The sequence below is a fragment of the uncultured Ferrovibrio sp. genome (assembly GCF_937960835.1).
GTDB lineage: Bacteria > Pseudomonadota > Alphaproteobacteria > Ferrovibrionales > Ferrovibrionaceae > Ferrovibrio.
This window is the reverse complement of record NZ_CALGPC010000012.1, coordinates 56,946-79,305: the sequence shown is the minus strand read 5'-3', so window position 1 is coordinate 79,305 and position 22,360 is coordinate 56,946. Positions and strand designations below refer to the sequence as shown.

The window sequence follows — 22,360 nt, the reverse complement described above, 5'->3', positions numbered from 1 at the left end:
CCTAATACGGCGTCACGGCTTTCAGCAGCGCTTCCTCCAGCTCGCGGCGCAGATCGCTGGGCGGACCCTTGTCGAGAATGCCGAGCCAGACCTGACCTTTTTCTTCCCAGGCGCTGGCGCGGATCGGAGATGCCGGCGGTGCGGCGACCGGCAGCGGATCGCTGGCCGGCGGCGTGATGGTCGCGGTGGTAACCCCGCCGATCTCTGAAATCCGGCCCAGACTGCCGAGCTTCTCCCGTTTGACGATGGCGGCAAAGCGTTCGAAAGCCTGGCTGGCCGGATAGGGGCTCTGGCGGGCGCGCAAATCCTTGCCCGGTGGCGGTCCCAGCCGCTGGTCATAGGCGCCGGCGATGCGCCGCGCCAGCATGGTCAGATCCAGCCCTTCCTTGTTGGCCAGCAAAACGACGTCGAGCCGATCCTCTGGCGCCGTGAAGCGGCTGAGAAACGCGGAGTGACCGCTGGTACTACCGGCCGCGTACATCAGGCCTTTGCGGCCGGGAAAGCGCCAGGGACCATTGACCGGCAGGCTGCGCCCATCGGGCAGCAGCACGGGGCTGAGCAGCGCGCCGCGCAAATCCGCATCCTTGATCAGCATGTCGCTGCTCAAGGCCATGGCCCAGCGGCCAAGATCGGCAACAGTCGCGAAGATGCCGCCGCTGCCCGGGCGGGCAGATGGCGGCGCAAGACCGGCCGGCGCGCCGTCACGATAGCCGGTGGCGCGGCGTTCGGTGATATCGCCGCGAAGCTCATCGGCGAAGACGATGTCGCGTAAGCCCAAAGGTTCGAACTGATAGCGGCGCAGGAAATCATGGAAGGGCATGCCGCTTGCCTGTTCGACGATCATGGCCAGCAGCAGGTAGTCGGTGGCGCTTCTGGCGACATCCATGCCGGGCTTGAATGCGAAAGGCTTGGCGGCGACAAGCGCGATCAGATCTGCCGGCGTTGCCGCGCGAATCGGGTCGTAATCCGCCTCACGCATGTAATCTGGCAGGCCCGAGGCATGTGCCAGCAGGGCATGGATGCTGAGCGGCTGCCAGGTCTTGGGCAGGTCGGATAGATGCTTGCCCAGCGTGTCTTCCAGTTTGAGCTTGCCGGATTCGATCAGCTGCATCACAGCAACCGCCGTGAAGGCTTCCGCCATCGGGCCAATATCAAACAGGCTGTCTATGCCGGTGAGCGTCTTGTTGTCGTCATCAGCCAGGCCGTAGGCGGAAAGCCGTGTCATGTGGGAGCCTTGCAGAACCGCCAGCACCATGCCGGGTACCATGTTCTCGGCCATGTAGTCGGCGATCATTGCATCGACGGTCTGGCCGCCGAAACTGAGATCGGGATTGCCGCGCTGGGCGAAGGCTGGCGTGACGATACAGAACAGGGCAATGAACCCGAGCAACGGAACGATAACTAAACGCAGCATTGCAGACATCCTCCCATCACCAGCATAAGCAGGCTGCGGTGGTCGAACTGTGACAATGCGGATAAAGGAGCAGCAGCCTTCAGCGGCCCGATGGGCGAAGGCCTTTGCGGTATTCAGAAGGACTGACACCGGTGGCACGGCGGAACAGCCGCGCAAAATGGCTGGGGCTGGAAAAGCCGACAAGCAGACTGAGTTCGGTGACAGCGATATCGCCTTCGGCCAGCAATTGCCGCGCTCGCGCAATGCGACGGCTGGTGATGAAGTCCAAAGGCGTCTGGCTGATCGTGGCCTGCAGGGCGCGATGGAAATGGCCGACCGACAGGCCTGCAATGGCGGCCAGATCGCCAACCTGAATCGGCTTGTCGAGATGAGCCTCGACGTAATCGGCGATGCGGCGCAGGCGCCAGGGCGGCAGCTTCCAGGATGCGGGATTGCGCAAGGCGCCATGGGGAAAGGCGCGGCCCTGGCCGTAGCGCGTCATCAGATGCCGGGCCAGCGCGAGGGTCATTGCATCGGCATAAGAAGCATCAATGCTGTCGCTCTCCTGTCGCAACTGGGCGAAGGAAGTCAGCATGCCGAAAATCAGCGGATCGCGTACATTCGTGAAGGCCGGGATCTCGATAACGCCGTCACCTTCCGCGTTCAGGATGGACAGGTCCAGCAGATCGGGCCTGAGAGATATCGAGGCCCATTCGCTTTGCACGTTCTGCAGCATGACGTGGCGGCTGCAGCCAGCAGGAATGAAGGACACTGCACCGGCGAAGTCCTCGCCGTCATAACGATGGCCGCATTCCGTTGCGACCTGGCAGCGCCGCGCGCCGCCGGACAGCGTCACCAGGATGAGGTGATGGTTGATGGCGATGCGGCCTCCGGCTTCCTTCGCGAAGGGACGACGCGCCATGTCGAAGCGGCCGCTGGACCAGGCAAAGCTCTGCCAGGCGACGGGCAGCGGATCGATCCTGCGTCCCTGAAGAATATGCCCGTGTTCCTGCATATGTCTGTCCCATCAGGAGCCGCACCCCGATCAGACTATCGCAAGGGGGCACGCGGGGGCAGTGATCCCAGTCACATCTGCCGCTCTCTGCAGTTTTGATCAGGAATGCGCTCATCCGGTCAGGATCGCGCGCGCATCCGATGTGCGGCTTGTCTATCGTTCCCGCGCATCGCAGCAGGCCAAGAGGGATAAGAGCCATGCAGAGAGAGCGTTTTTTGACTAACCGGCGGAAGCTGATGCAGGGCGCCTTGGGCCTTGGCGTGACGGCGGCCATGCCGGGCTTGCTGGCCGGCGCGGCCCGCGCGCAGCAGCAATCAGGCATCATCACGCGCACCATCCCCCGTACCAATGAGGCTTTGCCGGCGGTGGGGCTTGGCACGTTCCTCGTTTTCGATGTCATCCCCGGGCAGAAGCGAGATCATCTGCGCGAAGTCATGCGCCGCTTCTTCGATGGCGGCGGGCGGGTGATCGACACCTCGCCGCTCTATGGCACCGGCGAAATCACCGTTGGCGACCATGCCGCCGCACTCGGTATCAGCGATCAGCTTTTCATCGCCAACAAGATCTGGTCAACCGGCGAATATCTGATGGATGAAAGCCATGCGCGGCGCAGCCTGCAGCAATCCGAAAACAGATTGTGGCGCGAGCGCATCGACCTGATGCAGGTGCACAGCCTGGTGAATGTCGATGTCATGGTGCCGTATTTGCGCGCCTGGAAAAAGGAGGGCCGCATCCGCTATCTCGGCGTGACGCATTTCGAGAATGCCTATATGGAGCCGCTGACCAATTGGGTGGAGCGCGGCAACCTTGACTTCGTGCAGGTCAACTACTCGATCTTCAACCGGCAGGCCGAGCAGCGGCTGCTGCCGATGGCGGCCGAGCGCGGCACGGCGGTGCTGACCAACATGCCATTCGAGAAGTCACGGCTGTTCAAGGTGGTGGAGGGGCGTCCGCTGCCTGATTTTGCCCGCGAGATCGGTGCCGAGACCTGGGCGCAGTTCTTCCTCAAATGGGTGATCTCGCATCCCGCCGTCACCTGCGCCCTGCCGGCGACGTCGAATCCCGATCATGCGGCGGAAAATATCGCAGTGCTGCGCGGGCCGCTGCCCGATCGCGAAATGCGGGCCCGTATGGTGCGGCATATGGAAAGCATCCCCGGCTTCGACAAGATCGCGGAAATGCCCTGGTATCCCGACAAGCGCTATCCCGGCACGATCGCGCGCGGTCAGGCCGAATTGCGGGCGAGGACTTAAAAACTAGCGAGCGAAGGCCATGCGGCGGTAGCTGAGCGCTTCCGCTACATGCGGGCGACGGATGACCTCGCTGTTGTCGAGATCGGCAAGCGTCCGCGCAACACGCAGCACGCGGTGATAGCCCCGCGCGGTCAGATGCATGGCGCTGGCGGCTTGCAGCAGCAGGTCGCGGCCGCCAGTATCGGGTATTGCGACCTGTTCGAGGATTTCACCATCGGCCTCGGCATTGGTGCGGATGCGGCCATCGGCCACCGCGGCATAGCGTTCGCGCTGGATCGCGCGCGCCTTGGCGACACGGGCGGCGACTTCGGCGCTGCCCTCGCGCGGGGCTGGTGCTGCGAGATCGCTGGCGCTGACGGCGGGCACTTCGAGCGTGATGTCGATGCGGTCGAGCAAAGGGCCGGAGAGACGCGCCTGATATTCGCCGGCGCATTTCGGTGCGCGGGCGCAGGCCAGCGCCGGATCACCGAGATGGCCGCAGCGGCAGGGATTCATCGCCGCGACGAGCTGCACGCGGGCGGGATAGGTGACATGCGCGTTGGCCTGCGCCACCACGGCCATGCCGGTTTCCAGTGGCTGGCGCAGGCTGTCGAGCGCCTGGCGATTGAATTCCGGCAGTTCATCAAGGAACAGCACGCCGAGATGCGCGAGACTGACCTCGCCTGGCCTGGCGCGCAGCCCGCCGCCGACCAAGGCCGCCATCGAGGCGGAATGGTGCGGCGCGCGGAAAGGCCGGCGTCGCATCAACCGCCCGTCGCCAAGCTGCCCCGCCAGCGAGGCGATCATGCTGGCTTCCAAAATCTCGGCCGAATCCAGCGGCGGCAGAATCCCGGGCAGGCATTGCGCCAGCATCAATCTGCCGGCGCCTGGCGGAGTGATGAAAAGAAGATTGTGGCTGCCGGCCGCGGCGACTTCCAATGCGCGCTTGGCGCTTTCCTGTCCCTTGATGTCGCGCAGATCGGGCAGCGTTTCGGTATCATCTTCGGCGATGCGCGCCACCGGTGGCGAGAGCGCCTGCGCGCCCTTGAAGTGATTGATCAGCGACAGCAGCGAAGGCGCGGCCAGCACGCGGCTGGCATCGCCGGCCCAAGCCGCTTCGCCGCCGCAGGCCGCCGGGCAGATCAGGCCGCGATCCTGTTCATGCGCAGCCAGCGCAGCGGGCAGGATGCCGGCAACGGCGCCGATGGCGCCATCCAACTCCAGTTCGCCCAGAGCAACGAAATCGTCCAGCGCATCCGGAGGCAGCACGCCCATGGCTGCCAGCAGCGCCAGCGCGATCGGCAAATCGAAATGACTGCCTTCCTTCGGAAGATCGGCCGGCGCGAGATTGGCGATGATGCGTTTCGGAGGAAGCGACAGGCCGATGGCGTCCAAGGCGGCGCGCACGCGCTCCCGGCTTTCGCCGACCGCCTTATCCGGCAAGCCCACCACGGCAAAGGCCGGAAGGCCGTTTGCCAGATGGACCTGCACCTCGACGGGCATCACTTCGATGCCCTGAAACGCCACCGTTCTGCAGCGCGCGACCATGGCTCCCATCTGCCTGCCAGGTTTTCATTTCGATCCCTACGCCGCCCGAAAGCGGAAAGCAATATTGCAGAGGGATCCAGGCAATAAGATTATTCTTGCATGCAGGGTATGTGTTCAGCGCGAAAGAAACGGAATCATGCGCGCCGCCAATCCGTCGCGCCGGATCACCGCATGCCACAGCACAGCAAAAACATGCAGCACCAGCGTGAAGAGGAAGATCATGGCGACGGTTTCATGGATCTCCTCCATGCCTTCATGCAGCCAGTCCGTTGGGGCAAGCGACGGTAGAGTGAACAAGCCCAGCACTGAGAAGTCGCGGTTGCCTGTCGTAACGGCAACCAGGCCCGTAACCGGCATGATCAGCATGGCAGCGTAAAGAACGATATGCGCCAGTTTGGCCAGCATCGCCTCCATGGGCGGCATGTTGCGCGGCAGAGGCGGTGCGCCGGTCCAGCGGGCGAGCAAGCGCGCAATGATCAGGACAGCGATGCTCAACCCGAAGAGCACATGCCAGCCCATGACAGTCACCTTGGCCGGTCCGCGCGGCATGTCATCCATTACCTGAGCAAGAACAAAGGCTGTGATCATGGCGATGGCCATCAGCCAATGCAGGGCAATCATAAGCACAGAATAGCGTTGCATTTGCGACTCCCTTGCAGCAGCAGACTGGTTGCGTCTTCTGCTGCTGTGCAAGTCTTGCACGCATGCGGCTTTTGCTCTCTGCGCCAGATCAACGAAGACGCAGATCGTGCGCGACGGATTGCCGCTGCCTCGCTTTGTCGCTTCGTCTGACGATGGCTTGTCAGCTTTCGCGATCTGGGATAGATCTTCCGGCGCACCCTTTGGGGAGTAGCCGCCCGCCTGGCTTGGGAGAGCCGTGAGCGGGGGAGGCGTCAACAGACTAGGCGTCGGGCGACCAGCCCTGCCGCCTTGGCGCCTCCGGGCTTGGAGCGGGATCTCCAGCGCTTGGCGAGACCTTAGGCTTGTACTCTCGACACCCGGGCCGGGCGGCGAGGGGCACGCCTTTGGTATGTCGCCGTCCGGCCCCGCGAGTTATTCCCTTGCTCACGTCCTTTCTGACCACGACCGGCCTGGTCGCCATCGCCGAGATCGGCGACAAGACGCAACTGCTCAGCCTGCTTCTGGCGGCGCGGTTCCGCCGACCACTGCCGATCCTTGCCGCGATTTTAGTGGCGACGGTTGCCAATCACCTGCTGGCGGCTGCGCTGGGCGTCTGGCTCGACGATCTGCTGGGCGACGAAGTGCTGCGCTGGGCGCTCGGCGCGTCCTTCATCGCCATGGCGGTCTGGACATTGATTCCCGACAAGCTGGATGGCGAGGCCGTGACCTTCCAGAAATGGGGCGCTTTCTTCACCACCCTGGTCGCCTTCTTCATTGCCGAGATCGGCGACAAGACCCAGCTTGCCACCACGGCCCTGGCGGCTCGTTACAGCTCGGTCGTGCTGATCACCATGGGCAGCACCCTGGGCCTGTTCCTGGCCAATGCCCCGGTCGTGTTCCTGGGCGACAAGCTGGTGGCGCGCCTGCCGATGACCCTGGTGCGGCGGATCGCCGCGGTTTTCTTCCTGATCCTGGGAATCCTGAGCTTTCTGGGGTGGTGACGAAAGGCGGGCCGCATGAATAATAGAGGGTGATTCCACTCCCTGTTGCGCCATGCCACCGGTCAACGGAAAAACCTACACCAAGGCGGAGATCGAAACGCTGCTGGTCGCGCTCGAGCGGCAGACCAAGCGCGCGCGCAAGATGGCTGAAGATGCCATCGAGCGCATCACCCATTCGGCCTTCGAACCTTATTACGAATATCGACAGGCGCTGACCGAGATCGAAGGCGTGCTGGTGCTGATCGAGGATCGCATGCAGCATGCCGAACCCGGCGTGCTGGCGCAGCTTAAGGATTACCACAGCCAGCTCATCATCGATCTGCTGCGCATGAAGATCGATGTGGTGCTGCAGGTATTTCCAGCACTGGAAGTGACGAACGCGCTGCCGATCGGCGTGCAGCAGGTGTTTCTGGCGACGATCTGGGAATTGAAGGAAACGGTCGAGCGGATCGACTGCGAGCATATCGAGGGCGTGCTGGACAATGATGCCCGCAAGCGGCTGACGGTGGCAGAGAACATTCTGCGCGAGGTTTCCGAACGTGCCCCGGCGCTGATGGAACTGGCCGAGCAGCAGGCCAAAATTGCCTGAACCCGAACGCCGGGGCCGACGTTATCTTAAAGACGTTATCTTTAAATTCGCCCGCTGCGGCGAATTGACCATTGCACTCCCCCAGTGAGTCCGAGTAGAAGGGCGGCGGGACACGCCCCCCCAACGGGGCGCAACTATCTGGAAGGATAGCAGACATGGCTAAGCCTGCTGCGCGGCCGAAATCCGCGCATTTTTCATCCGGCCCCTGCGCCAAGCGCCCCGGCTGGACCCCCGAAATCCTCAAAAACGCTCTGGTTGGCCGTTCGCACCGCTCGAAGGAGGGCAAGGCGCGCCTGGCCGAGGCGATCGAGCTGCATCGCAAGCTGCTCGGCATTCCCGCCGACTACAAGATCGGCATCGTGCCGGCTTCCGACACTGGCGCCGTTGAAATGGCGCTGTGGTCGCTGCTTGGCGCCCGCGGCGTCGATGTGCTGGCCTGGGAAAGCTTCGGCTCCGGCTGGGCCTCCGACATCAACAAGGAGCTCAAGCTCAAGGATGTCCGTACCCTCAAGGCGGGCTATGGCGAGATCGTCGATCTGAAGCAGGTCGACTGGTCGCGCGACGTGGTCTTCACCTGGAACGGCACGACCTCGGGCGTGAAGGTGCCCAACGGCGACTGGATTGCCGACAATCGCGAGGGCCTCGCGATCTGTGACGCCACCTCTGCCGTCTTCGCGATGGAGCTGCCCTGGTCGAAGCTCGATGTCGTCACCTGGTCGTGGCAGAAGGCGACCGGCGGCGAGGCCGCGCATGGCATGCTGGTGCTGAGCCCGCGCGCCGTGCAGCGCCTGGAAACCTACACGCCGTCCTGGCCGCTGCCGAAGATCTTCCGTCTGGCCAAGGACGGCAAGCTGATCGAAGGCATCTTCAAGGGCGAGACGATCAACACGCCGTCCATGCTCTGCGTCGAAGACATCATCGACGCGCTGAAATGGGGCGAAAGCGTCGGCGGCCTGCAGGGAATGATCAAGCGCTCGCAAGCCAATCTGGCGGCCTTGACCAAGTGGGCCGAGAAGACCGACTGGGTGGATTTCCTCGCCAGCGATCCGGCGATCCGCTCGAATACCTCAATCTGCCTCAAGGTGGTCGATCCCTGGTTCACCGCGCTGAGCCCGAAGGACCAGGAAGCCGCCGCCAAGCAGATCGCCGCCATCCTGGAAAAGGAAGGCGTGGCGATGGATATCGGCGCCTATCGCGACGCGCCGCCGGGCCTGCGCATCTGGGGTGGCGCCACGGTCGAGACTTCGGATATCGAAGCGCTCTGCCCCTGGCTGGACTGGGCCTTCAACGAAGTGAAGGCCAACTACAAGCCGGCTGCAGCCTGACATTGCTTTGACGGGCGCGCATGGTCGCGCCCGTTTCTTCCATTTTCCGAAATTCGAGGATCATCATGGTCAAGGTTCTGATCTCTGACGAACTGAGCCCCGCCGCTGTCGAAATCTTCAAGAACCGCGGCGTCGAGGTCGATATCAAGACGGGCCTGAAGCCCGAAGAGCTGATCGCCATCATCGGCGAGTATGACGGCCTGGCGATCCGCTCCGCCACCAAGGTCACGGCCAAGGTGCTCGAAGCGGCGAAGAAACTGAAGGTCGTCGGCCGCGCCGGCATCGGCGTCGACAACGTCGACATCCCGGCGGCCACGGCGCGTGGCGTCTGCGTGATGAACACGCCGTTCGGCAATTCGATCACCACGGCCGAGCATGCGATCGCCATGATGATGGCGCTGGCCCGCGAGATTCCGCAGGCCGACCGTTCGACCCAGGCCGGCAAGTGGGAAAAGAACCGCTTCATGGGCGTCGAGCTTTACGGCAAGACGCTGGGGCTGATCGGCTGCGGCAATATCGGCTCGATCGTCGCCGACCGCGCCGTCGGCCTGAAGATGAAGGTGATCGGCTATGACCCGTTCCTGACGCCGGAACGCGCGACGTCGCTCGGCATCGAGAAGGTCGAGCTGGACGACCTGCTGGCGCGGGCCGATTTCATCAGCCTGCATACGCCGCTGACCGAGCAGACCCGCAACATCCTGGATGCCAAGGCCCTGGCGAAGACCAAGAAGGGCGTGCGCATCATCAACTGCGCCCGCGGCGGCCTGGTCGACGAAGCGGCTCTGAAGGAGGCACTGGATTCCGGTCATGTCGCCGGCGCTGCCTTCGACGTTTTCGTCACCGAGCCGGCGAAGGAAAACGTGCTGTTCAACCATCCCAAGTTCATCGCCACGCCGCATCTCGGCGCCTCCACGACGGAGGCGCAGGAGAATGTCGCGCTGCAGGTGGCCGAGCAGATTTCCGATTATCTGCTGACCGGTGCGGTGACCAACGCGCTGAACATGCCGTCGGTCTCGGCGGAGGATGCGCCGAAGCTGAAGCCCTACATGAAGCTGGCCGAGCAGCTTGGCAGCTTCCTTGGCCAGCTTGCGGAAGCGAGCCTGACCAAGGTCATCGTCGAATATGAAGGCCATGTCGCGACCCTGAACACGCGGCCGCTGACCGCCATCGTGCTGGAAGGCCTGCTGCGCCGCCAGCTCGACAGCGTCAACATGGTCAATGCACCGCTGGTCGCCAAGGAGCGCAACATCGAGGTCTCCGAGGTCAAGCATGAGCGCGAAGGCGATTACGCCACGCTGATGCGCGTCACCATCCATGCCGACAAGGTGCGCCATCTGTCGGGCACCCTGTTCGCCAACAAGAAGCCGCGCGTGGTGGAGATCAAGGGCATCGACATCGATGCCGAGCTTGGCCCCAACATGCTGTACGTCACCAACGAGGACAAGCCGGGCTTCATCGGCCGTCTGGGCAGCCTGCTGGGCGATGCAGGTATCAACATCGCTACCTTCCATCTGGGGCGCGCCGCTCAGGGGCAGGAGGCGATCTGCCTGGTCGAGGTGGACGGCCCGATCCCCGATGATGTCGCCGCGAAGGTCAAGCAGATCCCCGGCGTGCGTCAGGCCACCCCGCTGACCTTCTGAAGGTTCGGCGTTTCAGGATTGGTTTGATTCTGCACTTTACCCAGGCCGGGCGAGCCGCTTAACTGGCGGTGACCCGAGATGAGGAGCGTTGTCATGGCCCGCTCGGCCTATTTCTCTCTGGCGCGTCTTGTTCTCATGCTGGCCCTGCCGCTGATGCTGGCGGCCTGCGGCCCGCCATCGACGGACGAGGCCTTGCGCAAATCGGAAGGCGCGAGAACCAAGGGTGAGCTGGAAAAGGCTCTGGGACGGCCCACCGAAATCCAGAAACTCGGTCCGATCGAGCAATGGACCTATAAGACCAGCGATGGCTCCGTCACTTTCGTCATTGCCGGCGAAACCGTGACGCTTGCGTCGGGCGGCACAACGAAGAAGAACTGAAGTCCTGCCGATGAGATGCCCGGGGAGATGCTCCGGGCCTGGCCCGGGCATGACGTTTATTTTCAGATCGGATAGAGTCTCAGGCCGGATAGCTGCGTCCGCCGAAGATGGCGCTGCCGACCCGCACATGGGTGGCGCCAAGCTGCACGGCTGTTTCGAAATCGCCGCTCATGCCCATGCTGAGCTGATCAAGGCCATTGCGCTTGGCGATCTTGTTCAGCAGCGCGAAATGCGGCGAAGGCTCTTCCGCGGCCGGCGGGATGCACATCAAGCCGACGATCGGCAGTTTCAGGCGGTCGCGGCAATCGGCGATGAAGGCATCGGCCTCCTGCGGCGCACAGCCGGCTTTCTGCTCCTCCTCGCCGGTATTGACCTGGATGAAGCAGGGCAGACGCCGGCCCGATTTCGCAAACTCCTTGGCCAGTTCCTCGGCGAGCTTCGGCCGGTCCACGGTATGGATCACGTCGAAATGCGCCACCGCCTGCTTGACCTTGTTGGTCTGCAGCGGGCCGATCAGATGCAGCACCAGATCGCGATAGCGCTCGCGCAGGGCCGGATATTTCGCCATGCCTTCCTGGACGCGGTTTTCGCCGAAATGGCGCTGGCCGGCCGACAGGGCAGCCTCGACAGCCTCGGCCGGGAAAGTCTTCGCCACGGCGATCAGGGTGACGGATTCGGGCGCGCGCTTGACCTCGGCGGCGGCCGTCGCAATGCTCTGGCGCACCGCGGCGAGATTGGCGGCAATGTGAAAGGCTTCCGGGGCGGCGTCGGTCATGGCACGGTCAAGCTATGCTACGGAAACAGACCCGCACGCTAGCAATCCGTCCCGCGATGCGAAAGCCTTCCCGGCCGCCGCCGGTTCCGCTGCCCTTCGTGTGGCTGGTCACGGATGCGAAACGGCTGCCCGATCCGCTGCCATCCGTGCTGCGGCTGCCGCGCGGCAGCGGCGTGCTGCTGCGGCATTACGAATGGCCGTTTGCCAGGCGTCTTGCGCTGGCAAGGCAGTTGCGGGTGATCTGCCGCGAACGCGGCCTTGTGCTGCTGGTGGCGGGCGATGCCCACCTGGCGCTGGCTTGCGGCGCGGATGGCCTGCATCTGCCGCAGGGCCTGCTGGCGAAGGCGGTGGGCGTGAAGCGACGATATCCCGGATGGCTGGTGACAGCGGCGGCGCATGACGCCGCGGCGATTGCTCAGGCCGCGCGCAATAATGTGGATGCCGTACTGATCTCGCCGGTCTTTGCCACCGCGAGCCATCCTGGCGCGACGGGGCTAGGCGTGGTGCGGTTTGCCGCCTTGGCGGTGGCGGCGCGGCGCTGGGGCCTGGGTGTCTATGCTCTGGGCGGGGTCGATGCGGCAAGCAGCCGGCGCATCGCGCATGTCCCTAAAAACGGAACCGCCGCCATCCGGGGGATGGCGGCGGTCTGAACGCTTGCTCTATTCAGAGATTAGAAGCTGTAGCCGTAGCTCAGCGAGAAGACGGCGGCCGGGCGGCAGCCATCGTCGCACTGGCTGCTGCTGATGTTGTTGTCGACGTACTGGACGCCGGCGGTGAAGCCCCAGTAGGAGGCGAACAGGCCGACATTCCAGTCGACATAGTCCTTCAGGCCGAACTTGTCGTTGTCGTCGACATACTGCTTGCCGATATTGGCGACGAGCTGCGGCTCGAACTGGGTGACCGGCAACGGAACCGTCACACCGGCGGTGATGTAGTAGGCATCGCCGCTGTCATACGGGAATTCCGGGCTGTAGTAGACGCCGGCGGTCGGGATGACGAAGCCAAGATCATAGCTGCCGACCAGCTTGAACTCGGTATAGTTCAGGTCCTCGCCGGCCGGCTTGTCGGCATAGAGGTACTGGATGATGCCCAGGTCGAGGCCGAGCTTGTCGTAGGTGGCGCGGATACCGGCGGTCAGGTCGACCTCGGCGTCGGTGCCATTGTTGAAGTCGACAGTGCTGCCCCAGACGCCGGCATAGAGGGCGTAGGTGTCGTTGATCGCGTAGCCGAGCTCAGCGCCAGCCTGGACAGCCGGGTTGTCGTCGCTCTGGCTGATGCCGCGGAAGAAATACTCAGACACCACGCCAGCGGTCACGTCCAGGCTGAACGGGCTCTTGTCCTGCGCCAGGGCCGGGGTGGCCATCAGTGCGGCTGCCATCGCGGCGCCGAACACAACTTTCTTCATGGGGAGTACCTCCAAAATGAAATCCCGACGGGAGATAAGCAGTCCCGCCATTCTGTTACAAACGGTTCTATAACATAATGAAACCAGAAGTTGGCGAGTGTGGCTCTTCGGTTACACTCCTGTAATGATCCGGGCAGACTGCGTAAAAACTGTGCAGGTCGCGCGCTTCCCATCAGCCTTGATGAAGGGTGGTGAGCCGTGAGAAACCATCCAAAAAAACCAGTGCCGAGGAACGCTCATGAAGGATTCTCAACCCCCGGTTTTGACCGAATCGCCCAAGCCTGAGCTGCGCATCATCCGCCTGAACAACCCGGCAAAGCGCAACGCCCTGTCGCTGGATCTGCGGGCGGCGCTGATCGCCGCCGTGAAAGACGCCATGGCCGATGATGCCGTCCGCGCCCTGGTGCTGACCGGCAGCGGCGGCGCCTTCTGTGCCGGCGGCGACATTTCGTCCATGCACAATGTCGCCGGCGTGGCCGGCCGGCAGCGGCTGGCAAACCTGCATGAGCTGGTCCGCCTGATGGTCGCCGGGCCGAAGCCGGTGATCGCCGCCGTGGAGGGCTACGCCTATGGCGCGGGGATGTCGCTGGCGCTGCTCTGTGATCAGGTGGTTACCGCCAGCGACGCCAAGTTCTGCTGCTCCTTCAACAAGGTCGGCCTGATGCCCGACATGGCGGCGCTGTGGACGGTGCCGCAGCGGGTCAATGCCGGCTGGACGCGGCGTCTGCTGATGCTGGCCGAAGAGATCGACGGCGAAACGGCAGGGCGGATCGGCCTTGCCGACCAAGTGGTCGCACCGGGTGAGGCTCTGGGCGCGGCGCTTGCGCTGGCAGATCGTTTCGCCTCGCTGGCGCCTTTGCCGGTCGGCTTCATCAAGTCGACGCTCGCCCGCGGCCCGCAGCCGCTGGAGGCTTTGCTGGCCCAGGAGGCGGATGGCCAGGCGCTGCTGTTCAACAGCGCGGATTTCGCCGAAGGCCGGGATGCGTTCCTGGAAAAGCGGCAACCGGTCTTCAAGGGGCGGTGAAACGGGGCGCTGAAGGGGGAGGCGCTGAAATAGCCGTTGACGCCGCGTCAGCCATGCGCAGCATCTGCCCGGCTGCTTGCGGCGGTTTTCAACGCTCCGTAGACTGCACACCGAAAGCAATACCATTAAGCGTTCCGTGGGAGGAAAGACATGCAGGGCCTGATACAGGACCGTCAGCTTCTGATTTCATCGTTGATCGAATTTGCCGCGCTGTATCACGGCGACACCGAGATCGTGACGCGCACCGTCGAGGGCCCGATCCATCGCTACACCTATCGCGATCTGCACGACCGCTCCAAGCAGCTGGCCAATGCGCTGACGCGGCTGGGCGTGAAGCATGGCGACCGCATCGGCACGCTGGCCTGGAATACCTATCGTCATTTCGAGCTGTATTACGGCGTCTCCGGCATGGGCGCTGTGCTGCATACGGTGAACCCGCGCTTGTTCCCCGAGCAGATCGACTACATCGTCAATCATGCCGAGGATCAGTATCTCTTCTTCGATCTGACCTTCGTGCCGCTGGTCGAGAAGCTGGCGCCGCAACTCAAGACGGTGAAGGGTTTCGTGCTGATGACCGATGCGGCGCATATGCCCAAGGACAGCAAGATCCCGAACCTGCTCTGCTACGAAGACCTGATCGGCAAGGAAAGCAAGGAATTCACCTGGCCGGAATTCGACGAGCGGACGGCGTCTTCGCTTTGCTACACCTCAGGCACCACCGGCAATCCGAAGGGCGTGCTGTACTCGCATCGCTCGACCGTGCTGCATTCCTATGCCGTCTGCCAGCGCGACGGCCTCAATCTCGGTTCGGCCGATACGGCTCTGGTGATCGTGCCGCTGTTCCACGCTAATGCCTGGGGCGTGCCTTATGGTGCCTGCATGAGCGGCGCCAAGCTGGTCTTCCCCGGCCCGGCGCTGGACGGCAAGAGCGTCTATGAGCTGCTGCGCGACGAGAACTGCAACTTCTCGCTCGGCGTGCCGACGGTCTGGCTTGCCTTCTTCCAGTATATCGACCAGAACGCGGCCTCTTTGGATCTGAAGAAGGACATCAAGCTTGAGCGCTGCGTGATCGGCGGCTCGGCGGCGCCGCGCGCCATGATCGAGCGCTTCGCCAAGCAGTTCGACTGCTTCGTCATCCATGCCTGGGGCATGACCGAGATGTCGCCGCTGGGCACCACCGGCAATCTGCTGAAGAAGCATGCCGGTCTGCCGCTGGAGAAGCGCCTCGACGTGCAGGCCAAGCAGGGCCGCACGGTTTACGGCGTCGAGATCAAGATCACCGACGACGAGGGCAAGGAACTGCCGCGCGATGGCAAGGCCTTCGGCAACGTCAAGGTGCGCGGCCCCTGGATCACGTCAGGCTACTTCAAGGGCGAGGGCGGCAAGATCCTCGACGATGAAGGCTGGTTCACCACCGGCGACGTCGCGACCCTGGACCCCGACGGCTACATGCAGATCACCGACCGTGCCAAGGACGTGATCAAGTCGGGCGGCGAATGGATTTCGTCCATCGATCTGGAAAATGCCGCGGTAGGTCATCCGGCCGTGCAGGAAGCGGCGGTGATCGGCGTTCCGCATGCCAAGTGGCAGGAACGTCCGCTGCTGCTGGTGATCAAGAAGGCCGGCCAGGAAACCACCAAGGAAGAGCTGCTGGCCTTCCTGGAAGGCAAGGTTGCCAAATGGTGGCTGCCGGACGATATCGTCTTCGTCGACGAACTGCCGCACACCGCCACCGGCAAGCTGCTCAAGACCAAGCTGCGCGAGCAGTACAAGGATTACAAGCTGCCGACGCCCGGCGCGTAAGGTCAAACACGCAGAGTTGCGGGCACTGAAACCCGGCGGCGCAGTCCGCCGGGTTTTTTCTTTGCCGGATGTCCAGTGATTGACCTTGGTCAAGGCCATAGTGGGATAGAGTACAGATACTTGAATTGACTGGATTGCCGGTCATTCGTCGCTCCAGAGGCTGATGGAGAACGTCATGAATGCCGTTTCGCGACTGCGACTCATTTTTATCGCCATCATTCTCGTCGTGGCAGCCTCATGGCTTATCAGCATTCCAGCGGAAGCGCTGACTTCCGGTTTCTGGCGGCTGCGCAGCAGCATCGTTTATTTCACCGGCATTCTGGCGATCGGCAGCATGTCGATCGCGGTGATCCTGGCGTCGCGTCCGGTTCAGATTGAATCCATTCTGGGCGGCCTCGATAAATTCTACCGCCTGCATAAATGGCTCGGCATCGCTGGCGCGATATTCGCCATTCTCCACTGGCTGGCCGAGAACGCGCCGCGCTGGGCGGTGCAGCAGGGCTGGCTGGAGCCGCGGCCGCGCTCCACAACGCCGCGCGCCGCGGCGGCAACGGGCTTGGATCCTTTCCGCGATTGGCGCGGCATAGCCGAGGATATCGGCGAGTGGGGTTTTTACGTCCTGCTGGTGCTGGTGGCGCTGGCTTTGTGGAAACGGGTTCCGTATCGCGCGTTCTTTCAGGCCCACCGGCTTTTGTCCGCAACCTATCTGGCGCTGATTTTCCATTCGGTCATCCTGATGGATCGGAGCTACTGGTCGGAGCCTGTGGGATGGCTGCTGGCCGCGCTGATGGGACTTGGCGCAGCGGCAGCATTCATCTCACTGTTCCGCCGCATCGGTGCGGATCGCAAGGCCGCGGGCGTCATCGAGACGCTGCATTATCACGAGGCCAACGGCGTGCTGGATGTCGGAATTCGTCTGGCCACGGCCTGGCCGGGGCACGATGTCGGGCAGTTCGCCTTCGTCAATTTCGGCGGTCCGGAAGGCGCGCATCCATTCACGATCACCTCGGCCTGGCAGCGCGACGGGCGGCTCAGCTTCAGCATCAAGGGTTTGGGCGATTACACGAAGACCCTGCCCAAGCGTCTCTTCGCCGGCCAGAACGTCACCGTTGAAGGCCCCTACGGGCGGTTCAATTTCAAGAGCGGCCGCGAGCGGCAGATCTGGATCGGCGGCGGCATGGGAATTTCGCCGTTCATTGCAGGGCTGCATGGGCTGGCCAACCGGCAGATCGCCGGACAGGTGGATCTGATCTACACGACCCGCGCGCCAGCGGAAGCCTTCATTGACAATATCCGGCAACTCGCCGAACAGGCAGGCGTGCGCTTTCATCTGATGGTCGAGCAGCAAAGCGGCAGACTGACGCTGGACCGCCTCGAAGAGATGGTGCCCGACTGGAAGGAAGCCGATATCTGGTTCTCTGGACCGGTCCGCTTCGGCGATGCCATTCGAGATGCCGCCGTTGCCCGCGGCTTCCCGCTCGATCGCTTCCATCAGGAGCTTTTCGAGATGCGCTAGCGCTGGTGCCTAAAATGCGGCACGGCAGTCGGGTGTGGCAACATGTTCAGGCCGTGGTCCAACGGCGACAAGACGCGCCAGCAAACGCTGCAGGGTCGGCACCGCATCGACCAGGCGCAGCGGCAAAGGCGCGCGGATTGGTCCGGCCATTTCCGCCGGCAGCGATAGATACCGTTCGGCCAGGGTGTTCTGCACGGCAACCTGACCCGCCTGGATCAGCTTGGTGGGCCATTCCCGCCGTTCCTGCACCCGCGCCGCCACAGTATCGAGATCTTCACCGGCAGAGATGCCGCGATACAGCAGATTGGCGGCGGCCACCGCATCCTGGATGGCCAGGTTGACGCCCACGCCGCCAACCGGCGACATGGCGTGGGCGGCATCGCCGATGCAGAGCAGGCCTGGCCGGTGCCACTTCTGCAGCCGGTTGACCTGCACGGTCAGCAGCTTCACTGCCTCCCAATCCGTCAGGGCTGCGACGCGCCCGGCCATGAAGGGCGCGAGTGCGGCAATGCCGTCCTGCAGTGCGCCGATGCCTTTCGCCTGCAATGCCGGCAGACTGTCCTTGGCTATGATATAGCCGCATTGAAAATAGTCGCCGCGCGCGATCATGATGAGCGCACGCCCGGCGGCAACGCATAGTCCGACTGAGCTCGGATCCTGCGCCTGACGCGGCAGGCGGAACCATAACGCGTCGATGGCGGCGCCACGCTCGATCTTTTCCAGATCACCGCGGCCGATCATCTGGTCGCGCAGCGCCGAATGGCGGCCATCGCAGGCAACAACCAGATTGGCTCGTATGTCTTCAGGCGTGCTGCCGTCAGCCCAGCGCGTCTGCACACCGCAGACGCGCTCACGATCATCGAAAAGAAGGCTCTGCGCCTTGCAGGACATCCGCAGGTCAAAACCCGGATAGCGGCGGCCCTGTTTGGCCGTGAAATCGAGGAAATCCCACTGCGGCATGATCGCCACGAACTTGCAGCGCGCTGGCAGACGGCTGGTGTCGCCGAGCACCATTTTGTCCTTCCCGAAGGCGGCTTCCAGCCGGGTGATGCGCTGATGCGGCAGCTTCAGGAATGCCTCCAGCAGACCCAGCTCATGCATCAGGTCGAGCGTGGAGGCGTGGATGGTGTCGCCGCGAAAGTCGCGGAGGAAATCGGCATGCTTTTCCAGCACAATGACCCGGATGCCGGCGCGGGCCAGGAGGAAGCCCAGCATCAACCCCGCGGGGCCGCCGCCGACGACGGCAATATCGCAGTCTGATGCCGCAGCCATGATCGGCTCCTACCTGGAGAGCGGGGTTAAGGCAAATGATACACGGCAGTTTCGCTCACTTGCCCATCCGCTTTCACGCGCCCCTCGGCCGCCATATGGATCAGATGCGCCAGCACGGAACGGGCGGCAGCAGGATGCAGATAGACCGGCACGTCGGCATACATGGCGGCAACCATTTGCGGGATGCTCTGCGGGCCGTTGCGCTTGAGGCAGTCGACGATCTGCGCCTCGCGGGCCTCGCGATGCTGAAGCAAAGCCTGCACGAAATTCTGCGGCTGAACACCGGTGGTGCCTTCATCGACCGGCGCGCCATGGGTCGGGTAGAAGCGCCGCTCCTCGCGCGGCAGCAGGCGGCGCAGGCTGGCGTAATACTCGGTCATGCTGCCGTCGGGCGGGGAGATCACCGTGGTTGACCAGCCCATCACATGATCGCCGGAGAACAGTGCCTGCTCTTCCTTCAGGGCGAAGCAGAGATGGTTCGAAATATGCCCCGGCGTATGCAGGGCGGTCAGCGTCCAGCCGGCCCCGCTGACCGTGTCGCCGTCACTCAAGACGTGATCGGGCGTGAAATCATGGTCGCCGCCTTCTTCGACAGCGAGGCCGCCCTTTGGAACCGGGTGCGGGCCGAAGCCATAGGTCGGCGCGCCGGTGATGCGCTTGAGCAAGGCTGCGGCCGGCGAGTGATCGCGATGGGTATGCGTGATCAGGATATGCGTAACGGTTTCGCCATCCAGCGCGTCGAGCAGCGCCCTGACATGCGCTTCGTCATCCGGGCCGGGATCGATTACGGCCACATCTTTGCCACGGCCCACGATGTAAGTGCCTGTACCATGGAAGGTGAAGGCGGAAGGGTTGCGGGCCACGATGCGCCGCACACGGGGGCTGAGTTCAGCAGCCTGTCCGTAGGCGAAATCGAGCTCTTTGACGAAGGGGATGGCCATGCCTGCTCCTTAGGCATCGAAATGGTGAAAATTGACGTAACGTCAAGTGATTAGCGTTCATCCGAGCGTGAAACCGATTGACCGCGATGCGACCTCTTCCTAATGTGCCAGCACTTCATGGCGACACCAAAGAATCGCCTAGACATGGGGAGGAGGGCAACCTGTCTGAGTTTGTCCAATTGCTGCTGAACGGGCTGGCGGCCGGCTGCATTTACGGCCTGATCGCCCTTGGCTTCGTGCTCATCTACAAAGCCACCGAGATGGTGAACTTCGCCCAGGGCGACCTGCTGATGCTGGGCGCCTTCGTGGCCTTCACCCTGATCGAAATGATGGGCTTCAATTACTGGCTTGCCTTCATTGGCGCCGTGCTGTTCATGGCGGTATTCGGATATGTGCTGGATACCATCGTGCTGCGCCAGGTGATCGGGCAGCCGCAGTTCGCCGTGGTGATGCTTACCATCGGCCTTGGCTTCATCTTCCGCGCTGCCGCCTCGATGATCTGGGGCACCGAGACGCGGGCTTTCGCCACGCCGTTTACCGATGGCGTTACCCGCATCGGCGGTTTCGTCATCGCTGATGTGAATGTCTCCATCGTGGTCGGCACCGCGCTGCTCTGCGCCGCGCTGTATGCCTTCTTCCGCTACACCCGGATCGGCATCGCCATGCAGGCGGCTTCGCAGAACCAGCTCGCCGCCTATTACATGGGCATCCCGGTGAAGATGATCTTCTCGCTGATCTGGGCGATCTCCGCCGGCGTTGCCGCGGTGGCCGGCATCCTGCTGGCGCCGGTGGCGCTGATCGATGTCACCATCGGCCTGCTGGGCCTGAAGGCCTTTGCTGCCGCGGTGCTGGGCGGTTTCGGCTCGATCCCGGGCGCGGTGATCGGCGGCCTGGTGATCGGCGTGATCGAACAATTTTCCGGCGTCTACATGGCTGAGGGCTTCAAGGACGTAGCGGCTTACGTGGTGATCCTGGCTGTGCTGTTCCTGCGCCCGCAGGGACTGTTCGGCAATATCGGCCGCAAGCGGGTCTAGGCGAGGCTTCAGGCAATGCGTTTCTTCTTCAAGACCCATTACAACCAAGACATCAACCTGTTCCGCGACAATGTCGACCGGTTCTGGTACGGCCTGCTGATCGCCGCCCTTCTCCTTGCCCCGCTGGTGCTGGAGAATTTCTGGCTCGGCGAGATTTCCTATGTGCTGATCCTCGCCATCGTCGGCATCGGTCTGATGCTGCTGACCGGCTTCACGGGGCAGGTCTCGCTCGGCCATGCCGCCTTCCTCGGCATCGGCGCCTACACCCATGCGGTGCTGCTCAAGATGGGCGTGCCCTTTGTGCTGTCGGTGCCCGCGGCAACGCTGCTGTCGGCCTTCATCGGCGCGGTGATCGGCTTCCCGGCGCTGCGGCTGACCGGCATTTATCTGGCCATCGCCACGCTGGCCTTCGCCTTCATCATCGAGCAGATCCTGATCCGCTGGGAGGACGTCACGGGCGGCTTTGCCGGCTTCCCGGTCGACCGGCCGGAAATCTTCGGCATGTCGATCACCGATGACGTCTTCTTCTACTATCTCTGCCTCGGCGCGCTGATCCTGGCCGTGCTGGCGGCGCTGAACCTTCTGCGCTCGCCGACCGGCCGCGCCTTCATCGCCATTCGCGATTCCGAGATCGCGGCACAGTCGATGGGCGTGAATCTGTCGCTCTACAAGACCCTGGCTTTCGCCATCTCGGCCGGCTTCACCGGCTTCGGCGGCACGCTGTTCGCCCACAAGATCGGCTATCTGGCGCCGGATGCCTTCAACATCCTGCTGTCGATCCAGCTTCTGCTGATGGTCGTGGTCGGCGGCCTGGGCTCGATCCATGGCGCCATCTACGGCGCGATCTTCGTCGGCTCGCTGCCGCAGCTGATTGCCATCATGCGCGATTACCTGCCTGACAACATCGCGCGGCAGCCGGGTCTGGAGCCCGGATTATTCGGCGTGATCCTGGTCTTCTTCATCCTGTTCGAGCCGCTCGGCATCTATGGCCGCTGGCTCAAGGTGAAGCTCTATTTCTCGCTCTTCCCGCTCTACAAGAAGGCCACCTTCAAGCGGCAGAAGACCTATACCAAGTCGGAGCGCTTCCGGTGATGCTGTTCCAGGCCGACAACCTCGCCATCAATTTCGGCGGCATCAAGGCCGTCGACGGCGTCAGCTTTGGCATCGAGAAGGGCCAGGTCTTCACCATCATCGGTCCGAACGGCGCCGGCAAGACGACGGTGTTCAATCTGATCAGCCGCATCTACAACCCGACCGAAGGCCGGCTGATCTTCGAAGGCAACGACATCACCACCGTGCCTCCGCACAAGATCGCGGCACTGGGGATCGCACGGACCTTCCAGAATATAGAGCTGTTCGAGCATGCCACTGTGCTGCAGAACCTGCTGCTCGGCCGCCATGCCCATCGCGGCGGCAATGCCATTGCCGACATGCTGTTCCTGCCCAGCGTGCGCAAGCGCGAACTGGAGCACCGCGAGAAGGTCGAGCATGTCATCGACTTCCTCGATCTGCAGCATTACCGCGACACGCTGATCGTCAATTTGCCTTACGGCGCGCGCAAGGTGGTGGAACTGGCCCGCGCGCTATGCAGCGAGCCGAAGCTGCTGCTGCTGGATGAGCCGTCCTCCGGCCTCAACACGGAAGAGACCGAGGACATGGCCTGGTGGATTCAGGACATCAAGAACGAGCTTGGGATCACGGTGCTGATGGTCGAGCATGATATGGGACTGGTGAACGAGGTCTCCGATCGCGTGCTGGCGCTCAATTACGGCCGTGTCCTGGCGCTCGGCACCCCGCAGGAGGTGCAGAGCCATCCCGAAGTCATCAAGGCCTATCTGGGAGGCTGAT

The 22,360-nt window shown here is 63.2% G+C and carries 21 protein-coding genes; 13 read left to right on the top strand and 8 right to left on the bottom strand.

Annotation, left to right across the window (positions count from 1 at the left end):
* Nucleotide 1: 1 nt before the first annotated feature.
* On the bottom strand, nucleotides 2-1,414 hold the full coding sequence (locus tag Q0603_RS12390) for a serine hydrolase domain-containing protein (RefSeq protein WP_298726081.1): 1,413 nt from the start codon (nucleotides 1,412-1,414) through the stop codon (nucleotides 2-4).
* 79 nt (nucleotides 1,415-1,493) lie between these two features.
* Complete coding sequence (locus Q0603_RS12385) at nucleotides 1,494-2,408, bottom strand: AraC family transcriptional regulator (RefSeq protein ID WP_298726079.1); 915 nt, start codon at nucleotides 2,406-2,408, stop codon at nucleotides 1,494-1,496.
* A 236-nt stretch (nucleotides 2,409-2,644) separates the two neighbouring features.
* Here Q0603_RS12385 and Q0603_RS12380 point away from each other — a divergent pair, with 236 nt between their 5' ends.
* Nucleotides 2,645-3,661: an aldo/keto reductase gene (locus Q0603_RS12380; RefSeq protein ID WP_298726077.1), complete on the top strand. Its 1,017-nt coding sequence runs from the start codon at nucleotides 2,645-2,647 to the stop codon at nucleotides 3,659-3,661.
* Nucleotides 3,662-3,664: 3 nt separating this feature from the next.
* On the opposite strand, the gene Q0603_RS12375 is transcribed toward Q0603_RS12380, so the two are convergent.
* On the bottom strand, nucleotides 3,665-5,188 hold the full coding sequence (locus tag Q0603_RS12375) for a YifB family Mg chelatase-like AAA ATPase (RefSeq protein ID WP_298726075.1): 1,524 nt from the start codon (nucleotides 5,186-5,188) through the stop codon (nucleotides 3,665-3,667).
* A gap of 114 nt (nucleotides 5,189-5,302) precedes the next feature.
* Nucleotides 5,303-5,830 carry a cytochrome b gene (locus tag Q0603_RS12370; RefSeq protein WP_298726073.1) on the bottom strand — a complete coding sequence of 176 codons (528 nt, stop codon included), beginning with the start codon at nucleotides 5,828-5,830 and terminating at the stop codon, nucleotides 5,303-5,305.
* A 419-nt stretch (nucleotides 5,831-6,249) separates the two neighbouring features.
* On the opposite strand from Q0603_RS12370, the gene Q0603_RS12365 reads away from it, so the two are divergent.
* The 5 genes from Q0603_RS12365 (at nucleotide 6,250) to Q0603_RS12345 (ending at nucleotide 10,742) form a co-directional block, all read left to right on the top strand.
* On the top strand, nucleotides 6,250-6,810 hold the full coding sequence (locus Q0603_RS12365) for a TMEM165/GDT1 family protein (RefSeq protein WP_298726071.1): 561 nt from the start codon (nucleotides 6,250-6,252) through the stop codon (nucleotides 6,808-6,810).
* Between the two features lie 52 nt (nucleotides 6,811-6,862).
* Complete coding sequence (locus tag Q0603_RS12360) at nucleotides 6,863-7,399, top strand: hypothetical protein (RefSeq protein WP_298726069.1); 537 nt, start codon at nucleotides 6,863-6,865, stop codon at nucleotides 7,397-7,399.
* A 155-nt stretch (nucleotides 7,400-7,554) separates the two neighbouring features.
* Nucleotides 7,555-8,724, top strand: coding sequence for a phosphoserine transaminase (locus Q0603_RS12355; RefSeq protein ID WP_298726067.1), 1,170 nt, complete (start codon nucleotides 7,555-7,557; stop codon nucleotides 8,722-8,724).
* A 65-nt stretch (nucleotides 8,725-8,789) separates the two neighbouring features.
* On the top strand, nucleotides 8,790-10,364 hold the full coding sequence (serA, locus tag Q0603_RS12350) for a phosphoglycerate dehydrogenase (RefSeq protein ID WP_298726065.1): 1,575 nt from the start codon (nucleotides 8,790-8,792) through the stop codon (nucleotides 10,362-10,364).
* Between the two features lie 93 nt (nucleotides 10,365-10,457).
* Nucleotides 10,458-10,742: a hypothetical protein gene (locus Q0603_RS12345; protein WP_298726063.1), complete on the top strand. Its 285-nt coding sequence runs from the start codon at nucleotides 10,458-10,460 to the stop codon at nucleotides 10,740-10,742.
* Between the two features lie 79 nt (nucleotides 10,743-10,821).
* Here Q0603_RS12345 and Q0603_RS12340 read toward each other — a convergent pair whose 3' ends face one another.
* Nucleotides 10,822-11,517: a YggS family pyridoxal phosphate-dependent enzyme gene (locus tag Q0603_RS12340; RefSeq protein ID WP_298726060.1), complete on the bottom strand. Its 696-nt coding sequence runs from the start codon at nucleotides 11,515-11,517 to the stop codon at nucleotides 10,822-10,824.
* 56 nt (nucleotides 11,518-11,573) lie between these two features.
* Between Q0603_RS12340 and Q0603_RS12335 the strand changes: the two genes are divergently transcribed.
* On the top strand, nucleotides 11,574-12,167 hold the full coding sequence (locus tag Q0603_RS12335; RefSeq protein WP_298726059.1) for a thiamine phosphate synthase: 594 nt from the start codon (nucleotides 11,574-11,576) through the stop codon (nucleotides 12,165-12,167).
* Between the two features lie 20 nt (nucleotides 12,168-12,187).
* Here the strand turns inward: Q0603_RS12335 and Q0603_RS12330 are convergent, their stop codons facing one another.
* Entirely contained in the window at nucleotides 12,188-12,922 is a 735-nt protein-coding gene (locus Q0603_RS12330) for a TorF family putative porin (protein WP_298726058.1), read from the bottom strand.
* Nucleotides 12,923-13,160: 238 nt separating this feature from the next.
* Between Q0603_RS12330 and Q0603_RS12325 the strand changes: the two genes are divergently transcribed.
* The 3 genes from Q0603_RS12325 (at nucleotide 13,161) to Q0603_RS12315 (ending at nucleotide 17,265) form a co-directional block, all read left to right on the top strand.
* Nucleotides 13,161-13,946: an enoyl-CoA hydratase-related protein gene (locus Q0603_RS12325; protein ID WP_298726057.1), complete on the top strand. Its 786-nt coding sequence runs from the start codon at nucleotides 13,161-13,163 to the stop codon at nucleotides 13,944-13,946.
* 150 nt (nucleotides 13,947-14,096) lie between these two features.
* Complete coding sequence (locus tag Q0603_RS12320; protein ID WP_298726056.1) at nucleotides 14,097-15,749, top strand: 3-(methylthio)propionyl-CoA ligase; 1,653 nt, start codon at nucleotides 14,097-14,099, stop codon at nucleotides 15,747-15,749.
* Nucleotides 15,750-15,924: 175 nt separating this feature from the next.
* Nucleotides 15,925-17,265 carry a ferric reductase-like transmembrane domain-containing protein gene (locus Q0603_RS12315; RefSeq protein ID WP_298726054.1) on the top strand — a complete coding sequence of 447 codons (1,341 nt, stop codon included), beginning with the start codon at nucleotides 15,925-15,927 and terminating at the stop codon, nucleotides 17,263-17,265.
* A gap of 9 nt (nucleotides 17,266-17,274) precedes the next feature.
* Here Q0603_RS12315 and Q0603_RS12310 read toward each other — a convergent pair whose 3' ends face one another.
* Nucleotides 17,275-18,537, bottom strand: coding sequence for an FAD-dependent oxidoreductase (locus Q0603_RS12310; protein WP_298726052.1), 1,263 nt, complete (start codon nucleotides 18,535-18,537; stop codon nucleotides 17,275-17,277).
* Nucleotides 18,538-18,563: 26 nt separating this feature from the next.
* Nucleotides 18,564-19,478, bottom strand: a complete 915-nt coding sequence (locus Q0603_RS12305; protein WP_298726050.1) for an MBL fold metallo-hydrolase — start codon at nucleotides 19,476-19,478, stop codon at nucleotides 18,564-18,566.
* A gap of 179 nt (nucleotides 19,479-19,657) precedes the next feature.
* Here Q0603_RS12305 and Q0603_RS12300 point away from each other — a divergent pair, with 179 nt between their 5' ends.
* Genes Q0603_RS12300 through Q0603_RS12290 form a run of 3 tightly spaced genes read left to right on the top strand, consistent with a single transcriptional unit; the run spans nucleotide 19,658 to nucleotide 22,359 of the window.
* Nucleotides 19,658-20,512, top strand: coding sequence for a branched-chain amino acid ABC transporter permease (locus Q0603_RS12300; RefSeq protein WP_298726048.1), 855 nt, complete (start codon nucleotides 19,658-19,660; stop codon nucleotides 20,510-20,512).
* 15 nt (nucleotides 20,513-20,527) lie between these two features.
* Nucleotides 20,528-21,604 (top strand): branched-chain amino acid ABC transporter permease, encoded by a 1,077-nt coding sequence (locus Q0603_RS12295; RefSeq protein ID WP_298726045.1) that lies wholly within the window; start codon nucleotides 20,528-20,530, stop codon nucleotides 21,602-21,604.
* A complete protein-coding gene (locus tag Q0603_RS12290) occupies nucleotides 21,604-22,359 on the top strand; it encodes an ABC transporter ATP-binding protein (RefSeq protein WP_298726043.1) in 756 nt (251 codons plus the stop codon). Before Q0603_RS12295 ends, Q0603_RS12290 begins: the two co-directional genes overlap by 1 nt.
* The last annotated feature ends 1 nt before the right edge of the window (nucleotide 22,360 follow it).

What these genes read in the sequence shown, in the direction of transcription:
- Q0603_RS12305 (WP_298726050.1), bottom strand. Translation starts at nt 19,478, where the DNA reads ATGGCCATCCCCTTCGTCAAAGAGCTCGATTTCGCCTACGGACAGGCT.
- serA (WP_298726065.1), top strand. Translation starts at nt 8,790, where the DNA reads ATGGTCAAGGTTCTGATCTCTGACGAACTGAGCCCCGCCGCTGTCGAA.
- Q0603_RS12390 (WP_298726081.1), bottom strand. Translation starts at nt 1,414, where the DNA reads ATGCTGCGTTTAGTTATCGTTCCGTTGCTCGGGTTCATTGCCCTGTTC.
- Q0603_RS12370 (WP_298726073.1), bottom strand. Translation starts at nt 5,830, where the DNA reads ATGCAACGCTATTCTGTGCTTATGATTGCCCTGCATTGGCTGATGGCC.
- Q0603_RS12315 (WP_298726054.1), top strand. Translation starts at nt 15,925, where the DNA reads ATGAATGCCGTTTCGCGACTGCGACTCATTTTTATCGCCATCATTCTC.
- Q0603_RS12320 (WP_298726056.1), top strand. Translation starts at nt 14,097, where the DNA reads ATGCAGGGCCTGATACAGGACCGTCAGCTTCTGATTTCATCGTTGATC.
- Q0603_RS12360 (WP_298726069.1), top strand. Translation starts at nt 6,863, where the DNA reads ATGCCACCGGTCAACGGAAAAACCTACACCAAGGCGGAGATCGAAACG.
- Q0603_RS12325 (WP_298726057.1), top strand. Translation starts at nt 13,161, where the DNA reads ATGAAGGATTCTCAACCCCCGGTTTTGACCGAATCGCCCAAGCCTGAG.
- Q0603_RS12380 (WP_298726077.1), top strand. Translation starts at nt 2,645, where the DNA reads ATGCAGGGCGCCTTGGGCCTTGGCGTGACGGCGGCCATGCCGGGCTTG.
- Q0603_RS12330 (WP_298726058.1), bottom strand. Translation starts at nt 12,922, where the DNA reads ATGAAGAAAGTTGTGTTCGGCGCCGCGATGGCAGCCGCACTGATGGCC.
- Q0603_RS12375 (WP_298726075.1), bottom strand. Translation starts at nt 5,188, where the DNA reads ATGGTCGCGCGCTGCAGAACGGTGGCGTTTCAGGGCATCGAAGTGATG.
- Q0603_RS12310 (WP_298726052.1), bottom strand. Translation starts at nt 18,537, where the DNA reads ATGGCTGCGGCATCAGACTGCGATATTGCCGTCGTCGGCGGCGGCCCC.
- Q0603_RS12385 (WP_298726079.1), bottom strand. Translation starts at nt 2,408, where the DNA reads ATGCAGGAACACGGGCATATTCTTCAGGGACGCAGGATCGATCCGCTG.
- Q0603_RS12340 (WP_298726060.1), bottom strand. Translation starts at nt 11,517, where the DNA reads ATGACCGACGCCGCCCCGGAAGCCTTTCACATTGCCGCCAATCTCGCC.
- Q0603_RS12290 (WP_298726043.1), top strand. Translation starts at nt 21,604, where the DNA reads ATGCTGTTCCAGGCCGACAACCTCGCCATCAATTTCGGCGGCATCAAG.
- Q0603_RS12345 (WP_298726063.1), top strand. Translation starts at nt 10,458, where the DNA reads ATGGCCCGCTCGGCCTATTTCTCTCTGGCGCGTCTTGTTCTCATGCTG.
- Q0603_RS12295 (WP_298726045.1), top strand. Translation starts at nt 20,528, where the DNA reads ATGCGTTTCTTCTTCAAGACCCATTACAACCAAGACATCAACCTGTTC.
- Q0603_RS12355 (WP_298726067.1), top strand. Translation starts at nt 7,555, where the DNA reads ATGGCTAAGCCTGCTGCGCGGCCGAAATCCGCGCATTTTTCATCCGGC.
- Q0603_RS12335 (WP_298726059.1), top strand. Translation starts at nt 11,574, where the DNA reads ATGCGAAAGCCTTCCCGGCCGCCGCCGGTTCCGCTGCCCTTCGTGTGG.